Source organism: Nocardiopsis sp. NPDC055879 (genome assembly GCF_053615935.1).
In genome coordinates this window covers 1-23,233 of the sequence record NZ_JBSHCT010000006.1, presented here as the reverse complement: position 1 = coordinate 23,233, position 23,233 = coordinate 1, and the positions used below count along the sequence as shown (strand labels likewise).

General features: G+C 68.8%; 25 protein-coding genes and 1 pseudogene. 12 read left to right on the top strand and 14 right to left on the bottom strand.

Features of this window, described 5'->3' with window-relative positions; genetic code table 11:
- Nucleotides 1–22 precede the first annotated feature (22 nt).
- Together def and rnhA are read left to right on the top strand one after the other, a co-directional pair.
- Nucleotides 23–688, top strand: coding sequence for a peptide deformylase (def, locus tag ACWGKS_RS08355; RefSeq protein ID WP_358505946.1), 666 nt, complete (start codon nucleotides 23–25; stop codon nucleotides 686–688).
- Nucleotides 689–992: 304 nt separating this feature from the next.
- On the top strand, nucleotides 993–1,466 hold the full coding sequence (gene rnhA, locus ACWGKS_RS08350) for a ribonuclease HI (RefSeq protein WP_358505943.1): 474 nt from the start codon (nucleotides 993–995) through the stop codon (nucleotides 1,464–1,466).
- 348 nt (nucleotides 1,467–1,814) lie between these two features.
- Here the strand turns inward: rnhA and ACWGKS_RS08345 are convergent, their stop codons facing one another.
- The 3 genes from ACWGKS_RS08345 to ACWGKS_RS08335 all read right to left on the bottom strand — a co-directional run bounded on the left by ACWGKS_RS08345 (nucleotide 1,815) and on the right by ACWGKS_RS08335 (nucleotide 3,624).
- Nucleotides 1,815–2,198, bottom strand: coding sequence for an MmcQ/YjbR family DNA-binding protein (locus ACWGKS_RS08345; protein ID WP_358505940.1), 384 nt, complete (start codon nucleotides 2,196–2,198; stop codon nucleotides 1,815–1,817).
- Between the two features lie 234 nt (nucleotides 2,199–2,432).
- Nucleotides 2,433–2,933: a redox-sensitive transcriptional activator SoxR gene (gene soxR, locus ACWGKS_RS08340; protein ID WP_358505937.1), complete on the bottom strand. Its 501-nt coding sequence runs from the start codon at nucleotides 2,931–2,933 to the stop codon at nucleotides 2,433–2,435.
- Between the two features lie 10 nt (nucleotides 2,934–2,943).
- Nucleotides 2,944–3,624 carry an ABC transporter ATP-binding protein gene (locus tag ACWGKS_RS08335; RefSeq protein ID WP_358505934.1) on the bottom strand — a complete coding sequence of 227 codons (681 nt, stop codon included), beginning with the start codon at nucleotides 3,622–3,624 and terminating at the stop codon, nucleotides 2,944–2,946.
- A gap of 202 nt (nucleotides 3,625–3,826) precedes the next feature.
- Between ACWGKS_RS08335 and ACWGKS_RS08330 the strand changes: the two genes are divergently transcribed.
- Nucleotides 3,827–4,822: a GlxA family transcriptional regulator gene (locus tag ACWGKS_RS08330; RefSeq protein ID WP_358505931.1), complete on the top strand. Its 996-nt coding sequence runs from the start codon at nucleotides 3,827–3,829 to the stop codon at nucleotides 4,820–4,822.
- 42 nt (nucleotides 4,823–4,864) lie between these two features.
- Nucleotides 4,865–5,821: a DUF2332 domain-containing protein gene (locus tag ACWGKS_RS08325; RefSeq protein ID WP_358505928.1), complete on the top strand. Its 957-nt coding sequence runs from the start codon at nucleotides 4,865–4,867 to the stop codon at nucleotides 5,819–5,821.
- 58 nt (nucleotides 5,822–5,879) lie between these two features.
- Here the strand turns inward: ACWGKS_RS08325 and ACWGKS_RS08320 are convergent, their stop codons facing one another.
- Both ACWGKS_RS08320 and ACWGKS_RS08315 read right to left on the bottom strand, forming a co-directional pair.
- Nucleotides 5,880–6,866: an adenosine deaminase gene (locus tag ACWGKS_RS08320; protein ID WP_358505925.1), complete on the bottom strand. Its 987-nt coding sequence runs from the start codon at nucleotides 6,864–6,866 to the stop codon at nucleotides 5,880–5,882.
- A gap of 162 nt (nucleotides 6,867–7,028) precedes the next feature.
- Nucleotides 7,029–7,331, bottom strand: coding sequence for an SHOCT domain-containing protein (locus ACWGKS_RS08315; protein WP_358505923.1), 303 nt, complete (start codon nucleotides 7,329–7,331; stop codon nucleotides 7,029–7,031).
- 135 nt (nucleotides 7,332–7,466) lie between these two features.
- Here ACWGKS_RS08315 and ACWGKS_RS08310 point away from each other — a divergent pair, with 135 nt between their 5' ends.
- Both ACWGKS_RS08310 and ACWGKS_RS08305 read left to right on the top strand, forming a co-directional pair.
- The gene (locus ACWGKS_RS08310) at nucleotides 7,467–8,660 is read left to right on the top strand and encodes a sensor histidine kinase (protein WP_358505921.1); all 1,194 of its coding nucleotides are present in this window, start codon (nucleotides 7,467–7,469) and stop codon (nucleotides 8,658–8,660) included.
- Nucleotides 8,660–9,313, top strand: a complete 654-nt coding sequence (locus ACWGKS_RS08305) for a response regulator transcription factor (RefSeq protein WP_358505918.1) — start codon at nucleotides 8,660–8,662, stop codon at nucleotides 9,311–9,313. The genes ACWGKS_RS08310 and ACWGKS_RS08305 overlap by 1 nt, the downstream gene beginning before the upstream one ends.
- 43 nt (nucleotides 9,314–9,356) lie before the next feature.
- Here ACWGKS_RS08305 and pip read toward each other — a convergent pair whose 3' ends face one another.
- Entirely contained in the window at nucleotides 9,357–10,307 is a 951-nt protein-coding gene (gene pip, locus ACWGKS_RS08300; protein ID WP_358505915.1) for a prolyl aminopeptidase, read from the bottom strand.
- A 174-nt stretch (nucleotides 10,308–10,481) separates the two neighbouring features.
- Here pip and ACWGKS_RS08295 point away from each other — a divergent pair, with 174 nt between their 5' ends.
- Together ACWGKS_RS08295 and ACWGKS_RS08290 are read left to right on the top strand one after the other, a co-directional pair.
- Nucleotides 10,482–10,628 (top strand): hypothetical protein, encoded by a 147-nt coding sequence (locus ACWGKS_RS08295; RefSeq protein ID WP_358505912.1) that lies wholly within the window; start codon nucleotides 10,482–10,484, stop codon nucleotides 10,626–10,628.
- 4 nt (nucleotides 10,629–10,632) lie between these two features.
- The gene (locus tag ACWGKS_RS08290) at nucleotides 10,633–10,818 is read left to right on the top strand and encodes a hypothetical protein (RefSeq protein WP_358505909.1); all 186 of its coding nucleotides are present in this window, start codon (nucleotides 10,633–10,635) and stop codon (nucleotides 10,816–10,818) included.
- A gap of 76 nt (nucleotides 10,819–10,894) precedes the next feature.
- Here the strand turns inward: ACWGKS_RS08290 and ACWGKS_RS08285 are convergent, their stop codons facing one another.
- From ACWGKS_RS08285 to ACWGKS_RS08275, 3 genes and pseudogenes are all read right to left on the bottom strand, one after another.
- The gene (locus ACWGKS_RS08285; protein ID WP_358505906.1) at nucleotides 10,895–11,629 is read right to left on the bottom strand and encodes an SDR family oxidoreductase; all 735 of its coding nucleotides are present in this window, start codon (nucleotides 11,627–11,629) and stop codon (nucleotides 10,895–10,897) included.
- Nucleotides 11,630–11,699: 70 nt separating this feature from the next.
- Nucleotides 11,700–11,885, bottom strand: a pseudogene (locus tag ACWGKS_RS08280) (hypothetical protein); the annotation flags it as partial.
- Between the two features lie 249 nt (nucleotides 11,886–12,134).
- Nucleotides 12,135–12,620, bottom strand: coding sequence for a MarR family winged helix-turn-helix transcriptional regulator (locus ACWGKS_RS08275; protein WP_358505904.1), 486 nt, complete (start codon nucleotides 12,618–12,620; stop codon nucleotides 12,135–12,137).
- Between the two features lie 59 nt (nucleotides 12,621–12,679).
- Between ACWGKS_RS08275 and ACWGKS_RS08270 the strand changes: the two genes are divergently transcribed.
- Entirely contained in the window at nucleotides 12,680–14,284 is a 1,605-nt protein-coding gene (locus tag ACWGKS_RS08270) for an FUSC family protein (RefSeq protein ID WP_358505901.1), read from the top strand.
- A gap of 277 nt (nucleotides 14,285–14,561) precedes the next feature.
- On the opposite strand, the gene ACWGKS_RS08265 is transcribed toward ACWGKS_RS08270, so the two are convergent.
- The 4 genes from ACWGKS_RS08265 to ACWGKS_RS08250 form a co-directional block, all read right to left on the bottom strand.
- Nucleotides 14,562–15,437: an aminoglycoside phosphotransferase family protein gene (locus tag ACWGKS_RS08265; protein WP_358505898.1), complete on the bottom strand. Its 876-nt coding sequence runs from the start codon at nucleotides 15,435–15,437 to the stop codon at nucleotides 14,562–14,564.
- Nucleotides 15,438–15,620: 183 nt separating this feature from the next.
- Nucleotides 15,621–16,313 (bottom strand): class I SAM-dependent methyltransferase, encoded by a 693-nt coding sequence (locus ACWGKS_RS08260; RefSeq protein WP_358505895.1) that lies wholly within the window; start codon nucleotides 16,311–16,313, stop codon nucleotides 15,621–15,623.
- Nucleotides 16,314–16,409: 96 nt separating this feature from the next.
- Complete coding sequence (locus ACWGKS_RS08255) at nucleotides 16,410–17,417, bottom strand: MerR family transcriptional regulator (protein ID WP_358505892.1); 1,008 nt, start codon at nucleotides 17,415–17,417, stop codon at nucleotides 16,410–16,412.
- A gap of 219 nt (nucleotides 17,418–17,636) precedes the next feature.
- Entirely contained in the window at nucleotides 17,637–18,644 is a 1,008-nt protein-coding gene (locus ACWGKS_RS08250) for a MerR family transcriptional regulator (RefSeq protein ID WP_452522168.1), read from the bottom strand.
- 517 nt (nucleotides 18,645–19,161) lie between these two features.
- Between ACWGKS_RS08250 and ACWGKS_RS08245 the strand changes: the two genes are divergently transcribed.
- Nucleotides 19,162–19,701, top strand: coding sequence for an MOSC domain-containing protein (locus ACWGKS_RS08245; protein ID WP_358505886.1), 540 nt, complete (start codon nucleotides 19,162–19,164; stop codon nucleotides 19,699–19,701).
- A 46-nt stretch (nucleotides 19,702–19,747) separates the two neighbouring features.
- On the opposite strand, the gene ACWGKS_RS08240 is transcribed toward ACWGKS_RS08245, so the two are convergent.
- Entirely contained in the window at nucleotides 19,748–19,945 is a 198-nt protein-coding gene (locus ACWGKS_RS08240; RefSeq protein WP_358505883.1) for a tyrosine-type recombinase/integrase, read from the bottom strand.
- Nucleotides 19,946–20,302: 357 nt separating this feature from the next.
- Here ACWGKS_RS08240 and ACWGKS_RS08235 point away from each other — a divergent pair, with 357 nt between their 5' ends.
- Entirely contained in the window at nucleotides 20,303–20,710 is a 408-nt protein-coding gene (locus ACWGKS_RS08235) for a MerR family transcriptional regulator (protein WP_358505880.1), read from the top strand.
- 157 nt (nucleotides 20,711–20,867) lie between these two features.
- Nucleotides 20,868–22,355, top strand: coding sequence for a SulP family inorganic anion transporter (locus ACWGKS_RS08230; RefSeq protein ID WP_358505878.1), 1,488 nt, complete (start codon nucleotides 20,868–20,870; stop codon nucleotides 22,353–22,355).
- Nucleotides 22,356–23,233 lie beyond the last annotated feature (878 nt).

The window sequence follows — 23,233 nt, the reverse complement described above, 5'->3', positions numbered from 1 at the left end:
CGCCTGTCCGGAGAGTAGAGCCATGTCGGAGCAGTCTGTGCCCGTGCCCGTGACCGTCGTCCAGGGGCGGGAGGTGGCGGATTTCCCTGATCTTGCTCCGGAGGCGGCGCGTGGTCGGGTGTTGCGGGTGACGGTGACCGGTGAGGATGTGTTGCATCGGGCCGGTCGTGATGTGCCCGAGGAGATGTTGGGTGGCGCGGAGTTGTCGCGGTTGGTCGATGACATGTTCGTGACGATGTACGCGGCCGAGGGTGTGGGGTTGGCGGGTAGTCAGGTGGGTGTGGATTGGCGGGTGTTCGTCTATGACTGTCCTGATGATGATGGTGTGCGGCATGTGGGTCATGTGATCAATCCGGTGTTGGATGAGCGTGATGTGGCCGATGCCGTGGTGGTGGATAGCGAGGGGTGTTTGTCGGTTCCGGGTCCGCACGCGGAGTTGGGGCGGGCGGAGCATGCGACGGTGCGTGGGGTGGACAGGGACGGCGCTGAGGTGGTGTTGTCCGGGAGTGGGTATTTCGCGCGGTGTTTGCAGCACGAGACCGACCACACGTGGGGGCGGTTGTATGTGGATCGGTTGTCCAAGCGTGAGCGTAAGCGGGTGTTGAAGAAGATGAGCGAGATGGCCGACAGTGTGTTCGCGCGTCGTGAGGAGCGGGCGCGGGAGTTGGAGGCGTACTCGGCCGGTTAAGTCCACTCTTGTGTGTGTGCGGCGGGCCGCGAACCTTGGGGGGTTCGCGGCCCGCCGTGTGTGTGGGGGGTGGTGGTTCGGTGGGTGTTTTTCCACGGCGGGTGTGGGCATGGGTGCGGTGGGTAGTGGTTGGTGGCCGTGGGGAAGTGGATGGTGGGTCGGTCACGGAGGGTGCCATTGGTCGTCTGTGTGGCTTTTTTCGGGTGCCTGTGGGGCTCCATTGGGGGTAGGTGGCTCTGGTGGTGGCCCTTTTTATGGGGTGTGTGGCCTTTTCGTGATCTTTGAGGGCGGTAGATTGCCCGGCATGCACAACGGGGATCAGGTCGAGCAGACCTCGACACAAAGCGTGGTCATCTACACCGACGGGGCCTGCAGCGGCAACCCTGGACCGGGGGGTTGGGGTGTGTGGCTGCGTTATGGGGAGCACGAGCGTGAGCTGTACGGGGGCGAGGCCCAGACCACCAACAACCGGATGGAGTTGATGGCGGCCATCCAGGCCTTGGAGAGCCTGACCCGGCCGGTGCCGGCGATCGTGCACACCGACTCCTCCTACGTGCGCAACGGCATCACCTCTTGGGTGCACGGGTGGAAGAAGCGCGGCTGGACCACCGCGAGCAAGAAGCCGGTCAAGAACGTGGACCTGTGGCGGCGACTGGACGAGTTGGCCGCACGCCATGAGGTCGAGTGGCGTTGGGTGCGCGGCCACAGCGGGGACGAGGGCAACGAATACGCCGATGAGCTGGCTCGGCGCGGGCGCGATGAGGCCGCCGCGGGGTGAGCCGGTGGGCAAGGGCGGGTGGGCCGTTGTGGCCGGCCCGCCCCCCTTTTTTGTTCGGCGTCGCCGGCAGATGGGGCATCGGGGGTGGGTGCGGCGGGCGTAGGCGTGGGTGGCAAGGGCCGGGCCGATGCGGGGTGGTGTGGGGTCGGGTGGGGGCCTCCCCCTGGGGTGGGGTGGTCTTCCCCCGATGGGGTGAGCCTGGGGGTCAGGTGTACTCACCGGCCGTGATGCCCTTCAGCGCCCGGCGATGCCGCGCTGGAACGGGTCGTTGAGGACGATCGGCCCTTCCAGGAGGTTTGCGGCCGAGGCGGTCGACCTTCTGGAGCCCTGTGTTCGGCAGAGCCCCGCTCATTCGCGGGTCTGGAATCGGTCGGGGTCCACGGGACGCTCGGCGCGCGGCAGGTTGGACACCACCAAACGGTAGGACTCGGCCACCAGCTCCTGGACCAGGGAGGCGTTGATCGAGCCGCCCGGGGCCAGGGTGATCCAGTGCTTCTTGTTCATGTGGTACCCGGGGCTGATGTCGTCGTGGTCTTGGCGCAGGGTCTTGGACTCCTCGGGGTCGGACTTGATGATCACCACCGGCCGGCCCGGGACTTCGGTCATGAGCATGAACACCTTGCCCCGGACCTTGAAGACCTCGTAACCCGGACCGAAGAACTCACCCGAGACCGTGTCTGGCAGCTCGCGAGCACGCTGTTCGGCTCTTTCCTGCAAGGTCGCACCGTCCACGATCGCCCTCCTTGACCTGATCGTTCCCGAGCCCGGACCGGACCTGCGCCCGGACGCCGCCGCGCGTGGCCCCTCGGGACTTCCTACCCTGGTCGACCTGCGCGTTCACCCTTTCGCCGGAGGACCTTGTCGTGTCGTGGACGCGGGCGCCACCGCCCTGTCCGACACCCTGGCCCTGGTGCGGCCCGGCGGCACCGTCTGCTTCAAGGCGATAGATCCGCCCGGTGCGAGGCGCTAACGCGGCCGGTTGTTCGATTGCTGCTCAAGCCCCGTGTCGGGTTCGGTGAGCGTATCGACCATCAGGCGGCGGGGTCCGGGGCCGGCGGCGGCGAGTTCGTCGTCGGGGTTGGACAGGGTGCAGGAGTTCAGGGACAGGCAGCCGCAGCCGATGCATCCGGTCAGGTCATCGCGCAGGCGGGTGAGTTGGGCGATGCGGGTGTCGAGTTCGTCGCGCCATTGGGCCGAGACCGAGGCCCAGTCGGCGCGGGTGGGGGTGCGGTTCTCGGGGAGTCGTTCCAGGGCCTGGCGGATGCGGGACAGGGGCAGGCCCACCCGTTGGGAGATACGGATAAAGGCCACGCGGCGCAGGGTGTCGCGGTGGTAGCGGCGTTGGTTGCCGGCGGTGCGGCGGCTGTGGATGAGGCCTTGGCGTTCGTAGAAGTGCAGAGCCGAGATGGCCACTCCGGAACGTTGGGCGACCTGGCCGACGGTGAGTTCCTTGGTTAGGGGTGCCACGGGGACCAGTTTAGGGGGCCGGTGGTGTGGGAGTGCGGGTGCTTTGGAGGGCGTACAGGCGTGCGTAGGCGCCGCCGCGTAGCAGGAGTTGGTGGTGGTCGCCGGTTTCGGTGAGGCGGTCTTGGTGGAAGAGCAGGATGCGGTCGGCGGTGCGGACCAGGGCGGGGTGGTCGGTGAGGGTGAGGTGGGCGGTGGTGGGTGTGGGGGCCGGTGTGGGGGTGGTGGGGTGGTCGATCAGGAGTAGGTGGGCGCGCGTGGTGTGGGCGTAGAGGGTGCGGGCCTGGTGGATGTGGGGGGCCAGGTGGGGTGGGAGTCGGTGGGTGGGGGTGGTGTGGGGGTGGTGGGCGAGCCCTGAGGTGGCCAGGGCTCGGTGTAGGTAGGGGTCGTGGGGGTCGGGGTGGGTGTGGCCGGTGATGGTTTGGGCCAGGGTGGGGTGGGTGGGGGTGGTGTGGATGCGGGTGTGGGTGGTGATGTGGCCGTTGGTGGGGTGGGTGTGGCCGGTGAGCAGGTGTGTCAGGGCGTGGCGGGCCGGGGGGCTCAGGTTCAGTAGGGCGATGTGGTGGCCGGGGTGGATGGCCAGGTCCAGGCGTGGCAGGTGGGGGTGGGACACGTCGTGTAGGTGCACCAGGGGCCCGCTGGTGGTGGGTGCGGATGTGGTGTGGTGCAGGCGGGTGCGGTCGGAGAGCCTCACGGGTGTCCGTTCGTGTGGGTGGTGTTCTCCTGGGTGGGACTGCTGGGGGTGGTGGGGAGTTCGGATGGTTTTTGTGTGTCGGGTCGAGTTCACAGCGTAAGGGTGGGGTGGTCAAGAGGGGGTGAGGTGGCGTGTGGGTGTGTCCGGATGTTTGGGGTGGGTGACCTTGTGGTCGTTTTCGGGGTGCGGTGGGGTGGTGCGTATGGGAAACGGTGCGCGGCACGAGGTGGTCATCGTGCTTTTCGATGGGATGCAGAGCTTGGACGCGACGGGGCCGTTGGAGGTGTTCGCGGGGGCGGCGCGGGCGCCGGGGGCACGGTATCGGGTGCGGACCGTCTCGGTGGACGGCAAGGCGGTGGTGTGTTCGTCCGGTTTGGGGTTGGTGCCCTCGATGGCGGTGGAGGAGGTGGGGCGGGTGGACACGCTGGTGGTACCCGGTGGGGAGGGTGCTCATGATCCGGATGCGGTGTTGGTGGGGGTGGTGCGGGAGTTGGCGGGGCGGGCCGCTCGGGTGACGTCGGTGTGTTCGGGGGCGTTCGTATTGGCGCGTGCGGGGTTGTTGGAGGGATTGCGCGTGACCACGCATTGGCGGCACTGCGCCCGGTTGTCCAGTGAGTTTCCGGGCTTGGTGGTGGAAGAGGATGCGGTGTTCGTGAGGTCGGGGCGGGTGTGGACGTCAGCCGGGGTGACTTCGGGGATCGATTTGGCGTTGGCGGTGGTGGAGGAAGATCTGGGGCGGGCGGTGGCTTTGGAGCTGGCGCGGACGTTGGTGGTTTTTCTGGTGCGTCCGGGTGGGCAGTCGCAGTTTTCGACCCAGTTGGCGGTGCAGGTGGCCGAGCGGGTGGAGGTGCGGCAGGTGCAGTATCTGGTGGATGCCGAGCCTGGGGCGGATTGGTCGGTGGCCAAGATGGCGGCTCGGGCGGGGCTGTCGGTGCGGCAGTTCTCGCGGGTGTTCACCGCTCAGGTGGGGTGTGGTCCGGGTCGGTATGTGGAGCAGGTTCGTTTGGAGTGGGCGCGGCGGCGGTTGGAGGAGGGGGCGGCGTCGGTGGAGACGATCGCGCGGGGGTGTGGGTTCGGTACGGGTGAGGCGTTGCGTAAGGCTTTCGTGCGGCGTCTTGGGTGTTCGCCTTCGCGGTATCGGGAGCGGTACGCGGTGGGGTCGGCCGTGGTCGGGTGTGGGGGTGGGGGTGGGGGTTAGGGTGCGCGAGGTCGGCTGAGTCTTGGTGGAAGCGGGTGCGCGATGCGGGGTCGGGATCGGGTGGCGCGGGTGTGGGCGCACATGGCGGTCAACTTCGAGCAGGGTGACTCGCCCGGCTATGCGGAGATCGCGCGTGGGGTGGCCTTGGACGCGGAGCTGGTGGGAGCGGTGTCGGCGCTGCCGGAGGGTAAGAGGCAACCGAACCTGTGGTTGGGGGCGGTGCGCTACCTGGGTGGGCCGGTGGGCTCTTTCGCGGCGTGGCGGGCGTTCGTGATGGAGCACTGGGAGCGGGTGGTGCGGGTGGTGATGGAGCGCTCGACCCAGACCAACGAGGTGGGTCGGTGCGCCACCCTGTTGCCGGTGTTGGCGCAACTACCGGGGCCGTTGGCTTTGATCGAGGTGGGGGCGTCGGCGGGGTTGTGTCTGTACCCGGACCGGTATCGGTACTCCTTCGATGGGGCGCCGCCGTTGGGTGAGGGGCCGGGGCCGGTGTTGGAGTGCGCCACCGAGGGTGGGGTTCCTGTTCCGGATCGGTTGCCGCGGGTGGTCTGGCGTGGGGGGATCGACCTGAATCCGTTGGATGTGGGTGATGCGGGTGATGTGGGGTGGTTGGAGGCGTTGATCTGGCCGGGTGGGCAGGAGGCGGGGCGGTTGGAGCGGTTGCGGGGTGCGGCGGCGGTGGTGGCGGCCGATCCGCCGGTGATGGTGGCGGGGGATTTGGTGGCGGAGTTGCCCGATTTGGTGGCGCGGGCGCCGGAGGGGGCCACGGTGGTGGTGTTGCACAGTGCGGTGTTGGCGTATGTGGGGCCTCGGGAGCGGGAGGGGTTCGCGTCGTTGGTGGGTCGGTTGGGTGTGCGGTGGGTGAGTAACGAGGGGTGGCGGGTCTTTCCCGGGTGGGAGGGTGCGCGTCCGGCGCGGGAGGGTTTTTTCACGTTGGCGTTGGATGGGCGTGTGGTGGCTCATGCGGGTGAGCATGGTCGGCGTTTGGTGTGGGTTTGAGGGAAGGGGGCGGGGGGCTTCACGCGTGGGTGTGGAGCCCCCCGGTTTTGTGTGCGGGTCAGTCGAAGCGGTAGGCGTCGACCTCGGCGATGAGGGTGTCGCGGCGCTGGGGGGTGAGGAAGGAGGCGGTGAAGGAGTTGCGGGCCAGGGCGCGCAGGTCTTCGTTGGTCAGGTTCAGGTGTTGTTGGACGCCCAGGTAGTTGTCGTGGACGTAGCCGCCGAAGTAGGAGGGGTCGTCGGAGTTGACGGTGACCAGGAGGCCGGCGTCCATCAGGGCGGGTAGGGGGTGTTGGGCCAGGGTGGGGACGGCGCGTAGGCGCACGTTGGAGAAGGGGCACACGGTCAGGGGTGTGCGGGTGGTGGCCAGGTGGGTCAGGAGTGCGGGGTCTTCCAGGGCGCGGATGCCGTGGTCGATGCGTTCGGCGCCCAGGTGGTTCAGGGCCTGCCAGATGTAGTCGGGAGGGCCTTCTTCGCCGGCGTGGGCGACGCGGCGCAGGCCCAGGTCGGCGGCGGCTTGGAAGACTTCGGTGAATTTGGTGGGTGGGTGGCCGACCTCGGCGGAGTCCAGGCCTACGCCGGTGATGTGGTGGAGGTGGGGGTGGGCGGCTTGGAGGGTGTCCATGGCTTCGGTGGCGGGGCGGTCGCGTAGGAAGCACAGGATGAGTTCGGTGGAGATGTCGTGGCGGGTGCGGGCTTGGTCCAGGGCCGAGACCAGGCCTTGGATGACGGTGTCCAGGGGGAGGCCGCGGTTGGTGTGGGCTTGGGGGTCGAAGAAGATCTCGGCGTGGCGTACGCCTTGGGTGGCGGCGCGGTCGAGGTAGGCGGTGGCCAGGTCGTGGAAGTCCTGTTGGGTGCGTAGGACGTCCATGAGTCGGTAGTACAGGTCGAGGAAGGATTGTAGGTCGGTGAAGTCGTAGGCGGTGCGTAGGTGGTCGACGTCGGTGTAGGGCAGGGTGATGTTGTTGCGTTGGGCTAGGTGGAGGGCGAGTTCGGGTTCGAGGGTGCCTTCGATGTGCAGGTGGAGTTCGGCTTTGGGGATGGCCATGTGAGCCCACGATCCTTGTGGTGTGTTTGTCAGGGTTTTGGTCATTGTGGCTGATGGTGGGGTGTGCCTGGGTCGGGTGGGGGCGCGGCGTGGGACACACCCCCACAACGAAGAGGTGGGGCGACCCCGTGGTGGGGGCGCCCCTTGCTTGTGTGTGGTGGGTCAGTGTTCGTTGTCGCCTTGGCCGGGAGTCCAGTTCAGGGCGCTGGCGCGCTCCATGAACTCCTCGACGGTGATGTCGCCCTTGGCGAAGCGTTCGGCCAGTACGGTGCGGGCCGCGTCCTCCGGTCGGGGGGTGCGCGGGTGGGCCCAGGGCGGGGTGTGGCCCTTGCGGCGGGCGATGGTGAAGACCAGGGCGCCCAGGATGAGCAGGATGAGCACACAGAACATGAGGACTCCGGGAAGGAAGGGTGGTGGGCCGCCCTGCCAGTGCGGGGCGGCGGCGATGAGTGTTGTGGTGTTCATGGTCACCACCCTGGGTGGTGGGGCCCCTCGCGCGCATCGGTGTGGGGGCGGCTGTGTGCCTACGTTGGTGGGCGTAGGTGAAGATACGTCCGCCGCATCAGGTGCGAGGAGGGGGTGGGTGTTTAGGGTCGGGGTGTGGCAGAACGTGTGAGCAGGGGCGCCGTGGTCGTGGACGTGGCCTTGGGTGTGGTGCTGGGTGCGTTGGTGTTGGTGTGGTCCCGGGGGTCTTTGGCCTGGGACCGGACCGGCCAGGGTGTGGGGGGTCCTCCTTGGGCGCGTCAAGGCGCCGGGTGGGATCAGGTGCAGCAGGTGGTCTTGCCTTGGGGTGTGTGGGCGGGCGTGGTGGTGTTGGTGGTGGCGGTGGCGGTGCGGCGGTTGTGGCCGGGGCCCGCGGTCGCGGTGGCCGGGGTGGGTGCGGTGTTGGTGATGGCCGCCGGTGTGGGGATGGGGCCGGCGGTGCTGATGTGCGCACTGGTGGTGTTCTCGGCGGGGCTTGGTCTGACCCCGGGGGTGTTCTTGGGGTGGACGGGTCCGGTGGTGGTGGGTGCGGCGTTGCTCTCGCAGGTGGGGCGGCCCTGGTGGGGGTGGGCCGATGGTTCGGCCCCTGCGGCGGTGGTGTTCGCGGTGGGGGCGATGGCGCTGCCGGCCGGGGCGGGGGTGTTCGCCAGGGCGCGGCGGGCCGGGCGTGAGCGTGAACGCTCCCAGGAGTTGGCGCGTTCGCGTTATGAGGAGCGGTTGAGTATCGCGCGGGAGGTGCACGATGTGGTCGGGCACAGCCTGTCGGTGATCAGCATGCAGGCGTCGGTGGCGTTGCACGTGGTGGATCGGCGTCCCGAACAGGCTCCGGTGGCGTTGGCGGCGATCCGGGACGCCAGCCGGGAGGCGTTGGAGGAGTTGCGCGGCACGTTGGCGGTCTTTCGGGATGGGGGTGAGGTGGGTCGGGGGCCGGTGGCCGGGTTGGATCGGGTGGAGGGGTTGGCCGAGTCGGTGCGCCGGGCCGGGCACCGGGTGGAGGTGGTCTGGGAGGGGGAGCGGTCCGGGCCGGGTTCTGGGGTGCAGGTGGCGGCGTTTCGGATCGTGCAGGAGGCGTTGACCAACGTGGTGCGCCACGCCCCCGGCGCGGGGGTGGTGGTGCGGATCGAGTGCGGGAGGGAGTGGGTGGTGGTGGAGGTGGTCGATGAGGGAAGCGGTGGGGTGGTCGTGGAGGGGATGGGGATCGCGGGGATGCGTGAGCGGGCCTGGGCGGTGCGGGGGACGGTGTCGGTGGGGGTGGCCCAGGGTGGCGGTGTGCGGGTGCGTGCGGATCTGCCGGTGCGGGGGTCGCGGTGATGGTGCGGGTGGTGGTGGCCGACGACCAGGCGTTGGTGCGGATGGGGTTGCGGGTGCTGCTTGAGGCCGAAGGCGACATGGAGTTGGTGGGTGAGGCCGCCGATGGGGTGCGGGCGGTGGAGTTGGTGCGTGAGCTGCGTCCCGATGTGGTGTTGATGGACGTGCGCATGCCGGAACTGGACGGGTTGGGGGCGCTGCGCGTCATCGGATCGGACCCGGATCTGGTGGCCACCCGGGTGGTGGTGCTGACCACCTTCGAGTTGGACGAGTACGTGTTCGAGGCGTTGCGGGGTGGTGCGAGCGGTTTCCTGATCAAGGACGGGGAACCGCAGGAGATGTTGGCGGCGGTGCGGGTGGCCGCCCGGGGGGAGGCGTTGTTGTCGCCCTCGGTCACACGGCGGGTGGTGGCCGCCTTCACCGAGCGCGGGGGCGGGATCGGCGGGGTGGTTCCGGACGTTGGGGTGCTGACCGAACGCGAACGTGAGGTGGTGGCGTTGGTGGGTGAGGGGTTGAGCAACGAGGAGATCGCGCAACGGCTGGTGGTCTCCCCCGCCACCGCCCGCACCCACGTGTCCAGGGCGATGGTCAAGCTGGGGGCCAGGGACCGGGCCCAGTTGGTGGTGTTCGCCTTCCGGGCCGGTCTGGCGCGCTGACCCGTGCCCGGGTGCGGGCGCGGGCGCGGATCAGCGGTGGGTGTCACAGGGCGCGGAAGCGGTCCATGGCCTGGGCGACGATCTGTCCCAGACCGGCGACGTTGGTGGTGTGGGCGGCGTCTTCGACGATGTGCAGCTTCGCGGCCGGCCAGCGTGCGGCCAGGTCGTGGGCGATGTCGGCGGGTCCGCTGATGTCCAGGCGACCGTGGGCCAACACGGCCGGTAGGTGGGCGATGCGTTCCATCCCTTGGAGGAGTTGGTCGGGGGCCAGGAAGCAGTCGTTCGCCCAGTAGTGGGTGACCAGGCGGGCGAAGGTGGCGCGAAAGGCGGGGTCGTGGAATCGGGGGTGGGGTGTGTGGCCGGGGGCGGTGGCCACGTGGGTGTCCTCCCACGCACACCAGGCCTGGGCGGCCTCGAAACGAACCTGTGGGTCGGGGTCGGCCAGAAGGCGTGCGTAGGCGGCCGGGAGGTGGTGGGGGTCGGCGCCCGGGCCCGCGGCCGCGCGGAAGCGTTCCCATTGGTGGGGGAAGACACGGCGCATGGTGTGGGTGATCCAGGTGATCTCCGCACGGGTGCCGGTGGTGATGGCGAACAGCACCAGGGCGCGCACGACCTCGGGGTGGGTTTGGGCGTAGGCCAGGGCCAGGGTGGATCCCCAGGAGGCGCCCAGTAGGTGCCAGCGGTCGATGTCCAGGTGGGTGCGCAGGGCTTCGAAGTCGTCGATGAGGTGGGCGGTGGTGTTGGTGGTCAGGTCGGTGGTGGGGTCGCCGGCGTTGGGTGTGCTGTGTCCGCTGCCGCGTTGGTCGAGCAGGATGAGCCGGTAGTGGTGGGGGTCGGTGAAGCACGACCATTTGTGGGAGGAGCCTGAGCCGGGGCCGCCGTGGATGGCCAGGACGGGTATTCCGTGGGGGTTGCCGGTTTCTTGCCAGAACAGGTGGTGGCCGCCGGGGCGGGGTAGGTGGCCGTTGGTGTGGGGTGTGGTGGTGGGGTGCACGCGCGGGGGTCCTTTCGGGGTCGAGGTGGGTGTGGTCGTTTGGTGTGTTGGGGGATTTGGGTGGGAGAGGTCGATGGGGTGGCCGATCCGTTCTCGTCGTTCTGGTCGCGGTAGCGCTTGTGCACGCCGGCCTCGCCGTGTCCTGGGGGTGGGATCCACCAGGTGCCGGTGGGGGTGACCTATGAGCCGCAGCGGTATCGGGCGCGGGTGTTCACCTTCGCCTGCGGTTGCGTGGCGCGCACCGTGGCCGCTCATCCGGCGGTGGCCGAGGCCGTGCGGCGTTATGGGCGGCGGTACCGGGTGCGCGGGCCCGACCCCTGAGCGGGTGGTGATCGAGATCGTGGTGGATCGGGTGTTGGGTGGGGTGCGGCCCGAACTTGAGGGCATCGCGGCGCTGTGCGAGGACGAGCACACCCGGGGCCGGCTCCAGGTCGATCAGTGTGTGGACGCCGCGGGCGGGCGCATGTTCGCCCGGATTCAGCACGGTGGGCGGTCCGGTCGCTCACCTTGAGCTTGCCGCAGCGGGTCGCGCCGGGCGCATGTACTGCCCGTTGCCCTCTCCCGGCTTATCTTGTGGGCGGTCCAGGTCAGGCCAGCCCGCCGCCCGCGCGCAGGTTCTGCCCGGTCATCCATCGCCCGTCCGGCCCGACCAGGAAGGCCACGACGTCGGCGATGTCGTCGGGTCGTCCCAGCCGACCCAACGGGGTGATGGGGATGACGACATCGGCCACGTCGACTCCGGGGTTGTTGCCGTGCAGTAGGTCGGTGTCGGTGGCTCCGGGCGAGACGCTGTTGACGGTGATCCCCCGGGCGCCGAGCTCGCGGGCCGCGCCGGCGGCGAACTGTTCGACGGCGGCCTTGCTGGCCGCGTGCACTCCGGTGGCGGCGGTGGGCGCCACAGTGTTGATCGTCGAGATGTTCACGATGCGTCCGCTGTCGCGCAGCCGGGTTCCGGCCTCGCGCATCAGAGTGAACACCGCGCGGGTGTTCACCGCCATGATCTGATCGTAGTCGGCGTCGCTGGTTTGCGAGATCGACGCCGGCACGGTGCTCGACCCGGCGTTGTTGACCAGGATGTCCAGCCCGTTCAGTTGCTGCTCGGCCGCGTCGTACAGCGCGACCGCCGCGGTCCGCTCGGCCAGGTCGGCCTGCACCGCGGTCGCTTTGGGCACGTCGGCCTCCAGCGCCGCGGCGGCGGCCTCGTCGCGGGCGAAGCTGAACACCACGCTTGCTCCGTCACGCGCCAGGCGTTGCACGATGGCCCGCCCGATCCCGCGTGACCCACCGGTCACCAGTGCGGTCTTCCCGTCCAATGCGCCCATGACTGGTCATCTTGACATGTCGGACCAGCGTGGCGCGAGAGGTTCGGCCCACGCGACGGCTTCGTCTGGTGGGGAAGCGTGCCCTCTTTTGGTGGTACTTCAGCGCGAGTGGCACCGCCGGCAGTGCTTGAGGGCTGTTGGTGTGTTCGCGTGTCCAGGCGATCTCATTGTTCTGTGGGGTGAAGGGCCCGTGCGGTATCCGTGTGGAGGTCGGCTTCGTGAGGCGGGGGTGGGCCGTGCGCTCGATGCAGGTCACCGGAGGTCTTCTTCGGCCAAGGGGTGATGAACGCGCACACCGTGGTCGGGAGCCGAACGGGGCCGCAGCGGGTTCATCGAACCGCGATCGGCCGAGGAGGGGCTGTGGCTGCTCAGCGGCTCAGGAGGGCCCCGCAACGTCGTTGCCCCTTTTGAGCTTATTTGGTTCATCTCGGTAAGGCTCAGGCAGGTGGGCCGGGGTGATGTGGCTCAGAAGCCCGTGGTGGTGGGTGTGGTCCCGGTGTCGGGGTCAGGTGTGGTCGATGGGGGTGAGCACACGGGCCAGTAGGGCGGCCAGTTGGGTGCTCTCGTCCTGGCTCAGGGGGGCGAGCAGGTCGGTGTCGATGCCCAGTTGGCGGGCGAAGAGGGTGTCGGCGAGGGTTTCGCCTTCGGGGGTCAGGCGCACCAGGGTTTCGCGGCGGTCGCGTTCGATGCGGGTGCGGGTGAGCAGTCCGGCTTCTTCGAGGCGTTGGAGGCGTTTGGTGGTGGCGGCGCCCGAGGAGATGGTCTCGCGGGTCAGGTGGCGTGGGCGTAGGCCGCCGGGGGAGCGGCGTAGGGCGGCCAGGATCTCGAATTCGGGTCGGGAGACGCCGGTGTCGGTGAGGGCGTCGTCGGTGCGGTTGTTGGCCAGGGCGGCCAGGCGGCGGACGCGGCCGATGGCTTCCATACCGGTCAGGTCCGTGCCGGGGTGTAGTTGGGCCCAGTGTTCTTGGAAGCGGGCCACGGCGTCGCTCAAGGTGAGGTGTCTTTCGCTGGGTGGCGTTGGGATCGTATCCACCCTATAATAATTTACTTGTGAACTACTTTTCTTCTTTTTGGGGGCGGTCGAGCACCCTCTTCGACTCCAAAGGCTCCCTCTCGCCCCGCCGCGTACGCGGCAACGTCGTCGTCACCGCCACCCGAGTGGGCCTATGTCTGCTGGCGGTATTGACCACCCTGTACCTGGCCGGACGCATGGACCTGGCTCCCTACGCCGCCATGGGCTGCTTCACCGCCCTGTACGCGCGCGATGACACCTACCGTCGCCGCGCACCGATCCTGGCCCTGGTGGCCGGCGGACTGACCCTGGCGGTGGGCGCCGGCGCGCTGACCTCGGCCCTTTCGACCTCCATGCTGGGGCCCATCGTGGTGGTGGCCCTGGTGGCGGCCGCGGCCAAGTACACCTCCGACACCGTGAACCTGGGCGCCCCGGCCGGGCTGATGTTCGTCTTCGCCGCCGGAGTGGCCGCCTACGCCCCCCAAACCCTGGCCGGGGTGCCCATCAACACGGCGACCATCGCCGCATCCAGCGCCCTGTGCTGGGTGATGGCCATGGTCGGGGTGTTCTTCCACCCCCGCGCCGGCCACCGCCTGGTCGTGGCCCGAGCCCTGCACGCGGTCGCCGACCACCTGCACGCCCCCACCCCCGCGCGAGGCCAGGGCGCCGAAGCGGCCCTGCACCGGGCCCACCGGTTGTTGGGCACCACCACGCGCACCGACACCGTGCTGACCCTTGAGGTGATGATCGCCCGCGCCCACACCCTGCTGGCCACCGGCGGCGACCGGGTACTGGAGGGGCGCCGGGCCGCCGAACTACGCGAGCTGGCCCGCCGCGTGCGCACCCGCCGCCACCTGGACCCGCTGGTCACCGACGAGGAACTGCGCACCTTCAGCGCCCACGCCGACCGGATCCGCCTGGTGCGGCCCGGTGAGCCCGGACCGCGCCCGCGCATGCTGTGGGCGCTGCGCGTGGCCCTGGCCTCCCTGGCCGCCGGCGCGTTGGCCTGGTCCTTGGGCATGGGACACGGCTACTGGGCGACCGTTTCGGCGGCCTCGGTGTTGCAGGCCACCAGCGTGACCGTCACCTGGCACCGCACCCTGCAACGAGCGTTGGGCACCGTGGCCGGTACGGTCGCGGCCGCCGTGCTGTTCGCGGTGGTGGACACCTCCTCGGTGTGGACGCTGATCGCCGTGGTGGTGCTGTGCCAGGTGGGCGCGGAGTTGTTGGTGACCACCAACTACGCGTACGCGATCGTGTGCGTGACCCCGTTGACGTTGGCGCTGTCGGCGTTGGCCCACCCCGGCGCGGGAGCCTCCGACCTGGTGGGTGAGCGGTTGGCCGCCACCGTGCTGGGCGCGGTGGTGGGCGTGGTGGTGCCCCTGCTGGTGCGCGACAGGTCGCTGCACCGGCGTCTGGAATGGGCCCTGGCCGAATGTGAACGCGCGTGCGTGGCCGCCGAGAAGGCGGGGATGGAGGTCGGGGCGCGCCACCGGTTGGTGGAGGCCCACGCCCGGGCGCGCGAGGCATTGGCGGTGGCCGCCGGTGAGGTCGGTGGGTCCGGTTCGCTGGAGCACGCCGAAGCGGTGTGCGCCCGCGCCCAGGCGTTGTTGGACAGGGACCGCTCCTACACGAGGGTGTGAGCGCCAAGGTGGGGGCCGGGGTGGGTGGCATCCGCACATGCGCCCGCCCTCCCCGGCCCCGGTGAGGGAAATGGTCCTTGCCGGGGGCTCGCAGGGGGATGAACGCCGACGCTATCCAAAGTGTCGTAACGCACGGTGAACGTGGCGGGGCGGGCCGTGGCGGTGGGGTGAACATCGCTGGTGGGCGCCTGGGGGGGCGGGTGTTGCCTCGGCAGCCATCGGTCTGGCCCGTTCGGGCGCCCGAACACACCGGGGCGGTGGCGCTGAACAACGCCGCTCAGGTGGGGGCCCAGTGGGGGTGGGTGCTCAGCAGCCGCATCAGGGCGAGCAGACGGGAGGTGGGCGGGGCGCTCCAGTGGCGCCGGCCCGGTCGGGGGTGGGGTTCGCGCAGGCGGGCCAGGGCCCAGGTCAGATGGTGGAGAAGGATGCGCGAACGCCAGGCGTGTTCTGTTCGGGGTGGGTGCGGGTAGCCGGCCAGGACCTCGGGGAGCCAGTGCGGTGGGAGTTTGGCGAAGTCCACCGCCGCCTCGGCCAAGGCCGCGTCCCCCAGGTCCACGATCCCCGACAGGGCACCGTCGGGGGTGGCGAGCAGGTTGGTGGGGGTCAGGTCGCCGTGGATCAACACCGTCCCGGGGCGGGGGTGGGCGTCGTTCAGGCGGCGCAGCAGGCTCGTGCACCAGGTGGTGGTGTGGGCGTCGAGCATGCCGATGTGGTGCAGGTGTTGGAGCAGATCGGCCGGATCGGTGGATTCGCCCTGTCGGGGTGGGGTGCGAAGGTTCGCGGTGGGCAGATGGTGCAGGCGTCCCATTCTTTGGCCCAGCTCCCGCAGCAGAGCGGGTGCGGGTGTGGGTGTGGTGGCCAGGTCGGTGCCGGGCAAGCGGGTCTGTAGCAGGTAGGGCACGGGGGTGGTGGCGTGTTCGACCAGGGCCGGGGTGCCCACCCGGGCGGTGTGGGTCAGGGGCAGGAGTTCGGCCTCCTTGGCCAGGTCCTGGGCGTGTTCGCGGAGGCGGGGAACGCGCAGGACCAGGTCGGGGCCCAGGGCCAGGACGTGGTTGGCCTCCCCCACCGGCAGCGATCGGATGCGGTCGGGGGTGATGCGGTGGCGGGCGGCCACCGCGCGCACGAGTTCGTCCGCCTGTGGGCGGGTGCTCACCGGCGTGCTCGGGTGGGGGCCTGGCCCAGGGTGCCCACCACACCAAGGCCCGACGACTCGTGCAACCCGGTGGCGCGGGTGTTGGCGATCGACATGGGAGGAGCATGTCGGGTGGGCGGCGGGGGTCGCCACGGGTTTTTCGGCGGGGGCGGGGCCCGGCCACGGAACGTGCGCCGCTGGGGGTCAGTCCTTGTGCAGTACGAAGAACAGGAAGCTCAGGAAGGAGGTGCGTCCCGCCAACTCCGAGGGGATGAGTTCTGCCGGGGTGTGGGGGGAGTAGGGCGGTTCGCTGATGCGGGTGATGCGAAAACCGGCCTGGGTGAAGGCGTCGGTCATCGCGTGCAGGGGCCGGTGCCAGTAGGTGAGGGTGGCGGGTCGTCCGTTGAAGGTGTGGGTTTGTGACCACTGGGCGATGGCGAAGTAGTCGGACTCGGGGGCGATCATCTTGTGGATGATGGGGTGGTTGACCGAGGCGATCAGACGCCCGCCCGGTTTGAGCACGCGGTGGAGTTCGGCCAGGGCACCGCTCCAGTCCTGGAGGTAGTGCAGGACCAGGGAACAGACCACGTCGTCGAAGGCTCCGTCGTTGAAGGGAAGGGGTCCGCCCAGGTCGGCCACGTGCAGCTCGGTGCCTGGCCCCAGGCGTTGGCGGGCCAGTTCGATCATCTTGGTGCTGGCGTCGAAGCCGGTCACGGTGGCGCCTTGGTCGCGTAGGGCCGCGGACAGGGGCCCGGATCCGCAGCCGGCGTCCAGGATGTGTTTGCCCCGCACGTTCGCCGCGAGGTCGATCATGGCCGGGCGTTCGTAGTGGCCGTTGGTGAGGTTGTTCTCGTTGTCGATGGAGTAGGCGTCGGCGAAGTCGTCGTAGTTGTTCACGTGTGGTGACCTCGAATCGGGTGGGGGGTCGCAACCGGGTGTGCGGCGGTTTGGGGTGGGGCCGCACCGGTCGATGATGCCGGCTTTTCGGGGTGGTCAGTGGGTGCTGATGGCGTCGGCCATCCACAAAAGGTGGGCGGGCTCATCGATGATCTCGTCCTGGTCCTGTTGGCCGTTGATCCGCTGCACCAGGTCCCGGTAGCGGATGAAGGCGTCCTGGTGCGCGTCCTGGGAGGTGGAGTCCTGCTCTTGGTCCTGGCGGATCAGGTCCGAGAGTTGCCGGTAGCTTTCGGCCATGCGATCGCGTAGCTGCGGGCCGGGGCGCTGGTCGGTGTACTCGCAGATCACTTCCAGCATGTGGTCGATGACCTGTTGCACGTTCGCGGACCGGGGGTCCTGGCCCGCGTGGTACAGGTCCAGAACCTTCTTGAAGATGGGAGGGCCGACCTCGTGTATGAGTTCCTGGATGGGTGGGGCGGCGATTTTGCGTCCGGTCTCGTTGAGGCCGTGGTCCAGGTGCAGGCCGGTGCGGACCTCCTCGCAAAACAACGGGTTGCCCACCAGGTCGCCCAGTTCGATCCAGGCCTGGAGCTGGTCCAGGGTGGGTTCGTCGGGTAGCCGGGGGCGTAGTTCTCGCAACCGGTCGAGGAACCCCTCGGGTACGTCCAGACCGCGTGCGATCTCGTTCCAGAAGTCGTCGATGGTCTGTTCGCGTTCCTCGTCGGTCATGGAAAGGAGCTTGTGCATCAGGTCGGCTCGGGCCGTGGTGCCCCCCTGCTCGATGAGGGTGCTCAGGACGGCTCGCCTGGCCCGGAAGGTGCGTTCCTGGTTCTCGACGATGGCCAGGTGGGTGGTGAGCAGATCGTGCAGGGTGGTTTCGCCTTCCAGGAGGCGACGGATCTGCTGCAGGTCGGTGTCCAACTCACGCAGGGTGCGCACCAGTTCCAGGCGGGCGATGGCGTCGATGGTGTACATGCGATGGCCCGCGCTGTTGTGGCCCTCAGGTGGGATGAGTCCTTCGTTGGAGTAGAAACGCACGGCGCTGACGCTGAGGCCGCTGCGGCGGGCGGCGTCGGTGATGGTGTGTAGTTCTTTGTCGTCCATGGAGCCCACTGTGGCGGTTGAAGCCGCTTGAGGCGCAACCTGTTCGCTCGCCGGTTCCGGCTCGACCCGGTGGAAGCGTTGGGGGTGGGTGCCGGCGCCTCATCTACGGTCGTGTCGGGCCCTGCGATGGATGGGGGCGTGGTCCGCTCACTGTGTCGTGGCCAGTGGCCCTGCGGCGGTGGCCGACCTGTGCCGCCGCCGGGCGTGTGGGTGGGCTGCTCAGTCGTCGTCGGTCGGGGCGCGCATGGCTTCGGCGATCCAGTCGTAGGGCCCTGTGTCCTCCTCGGGAGCGGACCCATTGATCACCGCCACCAGGGACAGGTATCGACCGTGGGTCTGGTCGTAGACGGGGCCTTGGGAGTGGGCGTCCTCCTCGGCGATCTGGCGCTTGATATCGGGGATGTGCCGGTAGGCGTCGGCCAACCGGTCGCGGACTTGATGGGTGAGTGGGGTGTTGGACACCTCGGCGACCGCCGCCAAGAAGCGGGTGATGGCCTTTTGCGTCCAAGGGGAGCGAGGAGACTCACCGGCGCGGTGTGCGGCCAGGACCTCCTCGAAGAGCCCGGCCCCGCTCTCGTACACGAATTCCTGGAAGGGCGGGCTCGCGATGTTCCTGCCCACGTCCGTGGAGTAGGTCTGGTGCAGGTAGGTGCGGACCTCGTCGCGAAACGCCGGGTCCTTGACCAGGTCGGCCAGTTCGATCCACGCCTGTAGCTGGGTGGCGGTGGGGTCGGCGGGCAGGAGTGGGCGCATCGTGCGCAGACGGTCGACGAAGCCGTCGGGGACGTCGAGGCCTTCGCCGACCTCGTCCCAGAAGTCGTCGATGGTCTGTTCGCGTTCCTCGTCGGTCATCGAGACGAGTTTGTGCATCAGGTCGGCCTGCGTGGTCGTGGCGCCCTGCTTGATCAGGGTGCGCAGCACCGCCCTCCTGGCCCGCAGGGTGCGTTCTTGGCGTTCGACGATGGCCAGGTGGGTGGTGAGCAGATCGTGCAGGGTCGTGCCACCTTCGAGCAGGCGGCGGATCTCGTTCAGTTCGGTGTCCAACTCGCGCAGGGTGCGCACCAGTTCCAGGCGGGCGATGGTGTCGATGTCGTACATGCGGTGGCCCGCCTGGGACAGGTGTGTGGGCTCCACGATTCCGGCGTCGGCGTAGAAGCGCACGGCGCTGACGCTCAGGCCGCTGCGGCGGGCGGCGTCTCCGATGGGGTACGACTGCTGGTTGTCCATGGGGGTAACCGTGCACTCTCAAGCCACTTGAGATGCAAACCCCGAGGGGTCGTGGTGGTCCACCCCTTGGGCTCGGTGGTGGTGGAGAGCGCCCCCCCGATGTGCCAATGACATGGGTGGCGCGTGCGACCCGAGGACATCAGGGCAGGTCACAGGGCTTTCGAGGGTTGCCCAAGGTCGGGGACTCAAGAGGGCGGGCTGTCACAACCGGTCGCGAATCGGGCCCCGGATCGGCTCCGCGTGATCTCGATGGTCGTGGGGCGGCGATGCCTGCCGCGTCCTTCGTTCTCGCCATCGACTGAGAACCCGGATGCTCAAGGACGCGGGTGATCCGGCTCGCTCCTGGTGGTTCCCCGGGGGTTGAGAAGGAGTGCCGCGGAATTCAACGATGGGCGCTTTCCCGTGTGAGCGCCGTGAGTCGACCCGGCCGGGTCGGGCAGGGGGCGATCTCCGGTCGTCCGTTCCGGGGTGTCTAGGCTGAGGGGCCCGTTGGAACACGTGGTAGAGGAGGGTGGCCATGGCCCCCGTCGTGGAGTCGGTCGGTAGCAGCCCCGAGCACACCTTCGGTAAACCCCTCCGGGCACGGATCCGTCTTCTGGCCGGGTTGGGGGTGCAGGGCGACGCGCACCTGGGCAGGACCGTCAAGCACCGATCGCGGGTGGCGGTCGACCCCACCCGCCCCAACCTGCGCCAGGTGCACCTGATCCACGCCGAACTCCTGGAGGAGGTCGCCCTGGCCGGGTTCGAGGTCGCGCCCGGGCAGATGGGCGAGAACATCACCACCCGGGGGATCGACCTGTTGGGACTGTCCCGGGGAACCGTGCTCGGGTTCGGAACGGCACGGGTGCGGATCACCGGGTTGCGCAACCCGTGCGCGCAGATCGACGGGTTCAGTCCGGGGCTGCTCAAACAGATGGTGTACCGGGACGAGCAGGGTGTGCTGGTGCTTCGGGCCGGGGTGATGGGTGTGGTGCTGGAGGGGGGCGTCGTCGAGCCCGGGATGAAGGTGGGGGTGCGCGAACCGGAGGGGGCGCACGTGCCCTTGGGGCGGGTCTGACGTAGGGACGGCCTCGAACATCGGCCTTCGCCGAGGGGCCACCTGATCACCGTGTTCCGTTGGCCGATGCGCGAGAGCCGGCCGTGGTGGACAGTCGCTCTTTGCCGCGCACACGCACGCTGCCCTTGCACGTGGAGAGTCTGATGTCGGCGATGTCCAGGGCGACGATCTCGGTGATGCGCGGGCCCGTGTAGTAGGCCAGGTGGCAGAGGGCCCGAGCCCGGGTCGAGGCGTGGTGGGCCACGGTGTGCAGGAACCGCGACAGTACCCGTTGCTCCAGGGCTCGGGGGGCCGGGGCGGGCCAGGTGCTCGGGCACCACTTGGGGTCGGCCCGAGCCGTGTAGGGCGAAGAAGGTGTCCACGGTGGCCGGCCGGTTGTTGATGGTGGCCGCGCCCGGGTCGGTGGCCGAGATCAGCCGATCGGTGGGTGTGCCGGGCCGGCCGGTCCGTGGGTTTCCAGGAGGCTTGACCAGACCACGGGTGCCGCGCTGCGCCGCTACTGTGCAGCCCCTCAGCTCGCGTCCTCAAAGCGGGCAAGGCAGCGTTAACGTTGCACAACAGGGTGCCCCGCCAAGGGGCGTGATGCGAGGAGGGTGCGGTCATGGCCGACGGTGGACACATGCAGATCGGTGAGGTCGCCGAACGTACAGGGCTGTCCCTGCGGACCATCCGGTATTACGGGGAGGTCGGGCTGGTCGAGCCCTCGGCGCGTTCCCAGGGAGGGTTTCGGCTCTACACCGCCGAGGACGTGGACCGGTTGCAGCTGATCAAACGGATGAAGCCGCTCAATTTTCCTTTGGAGGAGATGCAGAGGCTGCTCGCCACTTTGGACTTGTTGGCCGAACCGGAGACCACGGTGCGGGAACGCACCGAGTTGGACGCTGATCTGGACGAGTTCGAGACGTCGATCGCCACGCGGTGCCAGGCCCTTCGTAAGGAGCTGGCGATGGCTGAGGAGTTCGCCGAGCGTTTGCGCCTTGCGCGGGCCTCCGAGACGGGGCGGATCTGAGACGGCCTCGGGGGAGGGCGGTGATGGTCGTCACTCCACCTCTCGCAATCCCAACCCTAACGTGAGGGTAGAGTTCGTGTGGGTCGGCCCCCGAGTGGCTTCGACCTGCACGTTTCGCGACCCTTTGCCCGGGTCGCCTGCACTCTGATGGGTTCCCTTGATCTTTTCTGCCCGAAAACACCGACCCCGCCACGTCCTGCCCTCGGCGGCCCAGCTCCGCATCGACGTCCTGGCCGGACTGGTGGTCGCCCTGGCGTTGATCCCCGAGGCAATCGCATTCTCGCTCATCGCCGGGGTCGACCCCCGGGTGGGCCTGTACGCCTCCTTCATCATGGCCGTCTCCATCGCCTTCCTGGGCGGACGCCCCGCGATGATCTCGGCCGCCACCGGTGCCATGGCCCTGGTGGTCGCACCCCTTTCGATCGAGTACGGCGTCGACCATCTCATCGCCGCCACCCTGTTGGCCGGTCTCATCCAGATCGCCCTGGGCCTGGCCGGTGTGGCGAAGTTGATGCGGTTCGTCCCGCCCAGCGTGATGACCGGGTTCATCAACGCCCTGGCCATCCTCATCTTCCTGTCCCAGATGCCCTACCTGGCAGGCTTCGACGTCCCCGTCTACGTGATGGTCGCCATCGGGCTCGGCGTCATCTTCGGCCTTCCCTACCTGACCAAGGCCGTCCCGGCGCCTTTGGTGGCGATCGTCCTCCTCACCGTCGCGACCGTCACCATGGGGATCTCCACCCGAACCGTGGGCGATGAGGGCCAACTCCCCGATGCCCTGCCCATGCCGTTGCTGCCCGATGTCCCCCTCACCCTGGACACGCTGATCCTCATCGCGCCCTATTCTCTGACCCTGGCGCTGGTCGGGCTGATGGAGTCGCTGATGACGGCCAAGGTCGTCGACGACCAGACCGAGACCCGCTCCGACCACGGCCGCGAGGCCCGAGGCCAGGGCATCGCCAACATCCTGGTCGGGCTCTTCGGCGGCATGGCCGGGTGCGCGATGATCGGCCAGACCATGATCAACATCAAGTCCGGTGCCCGTACCCGGATCTCGACCTTCCTGGCCGGGGTGTTCCTGCTCATCCTGTGCGTGGGCCTGGGTGACATCGTTGGCCTGATCCCTATGGCCGCCCTGGTCGCGGTGATGATCTTCGTGTCGGCGGTGACCTTCGACTGGCACAGCATCGCCCCCGCCACGCTCAGGCGCATGCCTTGGACCGAGACCCTGGTCATGGTCGTCACCGTGGTCGTGGTGGTGGCCACCCACAATCTCGCCCTGGGCGTGATCGTCGGCGTTGTCGTCTCCATGATTCTCTTCGCTCGCAAAGCCGCCCTCCAGGCCCGAGTCACCAGTGTCCTGGACCCCGAGGGCGGCACCCGCGTCTACACGGTCAGCGGCGAGGTCTTCTTCGCCTCCACCGGCGAGCTGGTCGAATGCTTCGACTACACCGAGCAGGGCCTGACCAAGGTCGTGGTGGACCTGTCCGGCGCCCACGTGTGGGACTCCTCCGCTGTGGCGGCCTTGGATCAGGTGAGCGAACACTTCCGCCGTCACGGCGTCCAGGTTCAGATCACCGGCCTGAACGAGCCCAGTGCCAAGCTGCACACCGAACTGTCGGGCACTTTGGCCGGCGGCCACTGACCTCGATCTCCCCACCGGGGGCTCCGAAGATCTTCGGAGCCCCCGCTCTCGTGGGTCGAGCCGGACCGAAGAGGTCCAGCCCCTCAGACCTTGGACCATTCCTCGACGCACGCCGGCACCTGGTCGGTGTCGTCGGTGTCCACCGCCCGTACCCGCTCACGCAGGCCTACCACGCGATCTTGCCATCGGTCCCGGTCAGGGGACCTGGGCCGCGTCATGCAAGGCGATGAGGTGACGGGCCGGGCGGTTCGCAGCCCCTCGAACATCATCAGGACGACAAGGCATGTCGGCCCAGCGGGAGCGGGCCTGGCGGGCGATCTGCTCACCGGAGAGGAACTCACCGGGCATGGGCCAGAACGTATGGCCCTGAAGGTGCCCAGAATCGGCCCGTCACCGAACCGAGGCGCAGGTCAGGCCGCTAACGGGAATTTCTTCGCCGCTCCTCCTCGCCCCCCGAACTCGAACGGCATGCCCACAGACGGTGCGAACCCGTGGGAGAAGGCTTAGCGCGGGTTCCTGTTCCAACGCTCCGCGATCCCCGTCTCGACCCCGATCCGCCGGGCTGATCGGTCAGTGCCGTGTACCCGGATGGGCGTAGCCACTCCAGCGAGTACAGGGAGGCGTGGTGAGAGTGGGGTGGTGGCTCTTGGGGATCTGGCCTCGGGAGCGTGGAGGGGTGTGACCCGCTTCGGTGAGGCGCCCCCAGTTGGTACAGCGGTGGGTGTATCCATCGCGTTTTCGCTGCTTCGGGCCTTGCGCTGAATAACGTTGGCGGACCCCTGCGGGGTGGCGGGTGGACTCTGAGAGCCCCTGAGGCCCTGACTTCCTAGAACATTGACTTATCGGGGGTCAGGATTCGAGGCTTTCCGGAGATCTGT

What these genes read in the sequence shown, in the direction of transcription:
- ACWGKS_RS08315 (WP_358505923.1), bottom strand. Translation starts at nt 7,331, where the DNA reads ATGAACACCACAACACTCATCGCCGCCGCCCCGCACTGGCAGGGCGGC.
- rnhA (WP_358505943.1), top strand. Translation starts at nt 993, where the DNA reads ATGCACAACGGGGATCAGGTCGAGCAGACCTCGACACAAAGCGTGGTC.
- ACWGKS_RS08245 (WP_358505886.1), top strand. Translation starts at nt 19,162, where the DNA reads ATGGCCCCCGTCGTGGAGTCGGTCGGTAGCAGCCCCGAGCACACCTTC.
- ACWGKS_RS08330 (WP_358505931.1), top strand. Translation starts at nt 3,827, where the DNA reads ATGGGAAACGGTGCGCGGCACGAGGTGGTCATCGTGCTTTTCGATGGG.
- ACWGKS_RS08285 (WP_358505906.1), bottom strand. Translation starts at nt 11,629, where the DNA reads ATGGGCGCATTGGACGGGAAGACCGCACTGGTGACCGGTGGGTCACGC.
- ACWGKS_RS08305 (WP_358505918.1), top strand. Translation starts at nt 8,660, where the DNA reads ATGGTGCGGGTGGTGGTGGCCGACGACCAGGCGTTGGTGCGGATGGGG.
- ACWGKS_RS08325 (WP_358505928.1), top strand. Translation starts at nt 4,865, where the DNA reads ATGCGGGGTCGGGATCGGGTGGCGCGGGTGTGGGCGCACATGGCGGTC.
- ACWGKS_RS08255 (WP_358505892.1), bottom strand. Translation starts at nt 17,417, where the DNA reads ATGGACGACAAAGAACTACACACCATCACCGACGCCGCCCGCCGCAGC.
- ACWGKS_RS08235 (WP_358505880.1), top strand. Translation starts at nt 20,303, where the DNA reads ATGGCCGACGGTGGACACATGCAGATCGGTGAGGTCGCCGAACGTACA.
- ACWGKS_RS08320 (WP_358505925.1), bottom strand. Translation starts at nt 6,866, where the DNA reads ATGGCCATCCCCAAAGCCGAACTCCACCTGCACATCGAAGGCACCCTC.
- ACWGKS_RS08250 (WP_452522168.1), bottom strand. Translation starts at nt 18,644, where the DNA reads ATGGACAACCAGCAGTCGTACCCCATCGGAGACGCCGCCCGCCGCAGC.
- def (WP_358505946.1), top strand. Translation starts at nt 23, where the DNA reads ATGTCGGAGCAGTCTGTGCCCGTGCCCGTGACCGTCGTCCAGGGGCGG.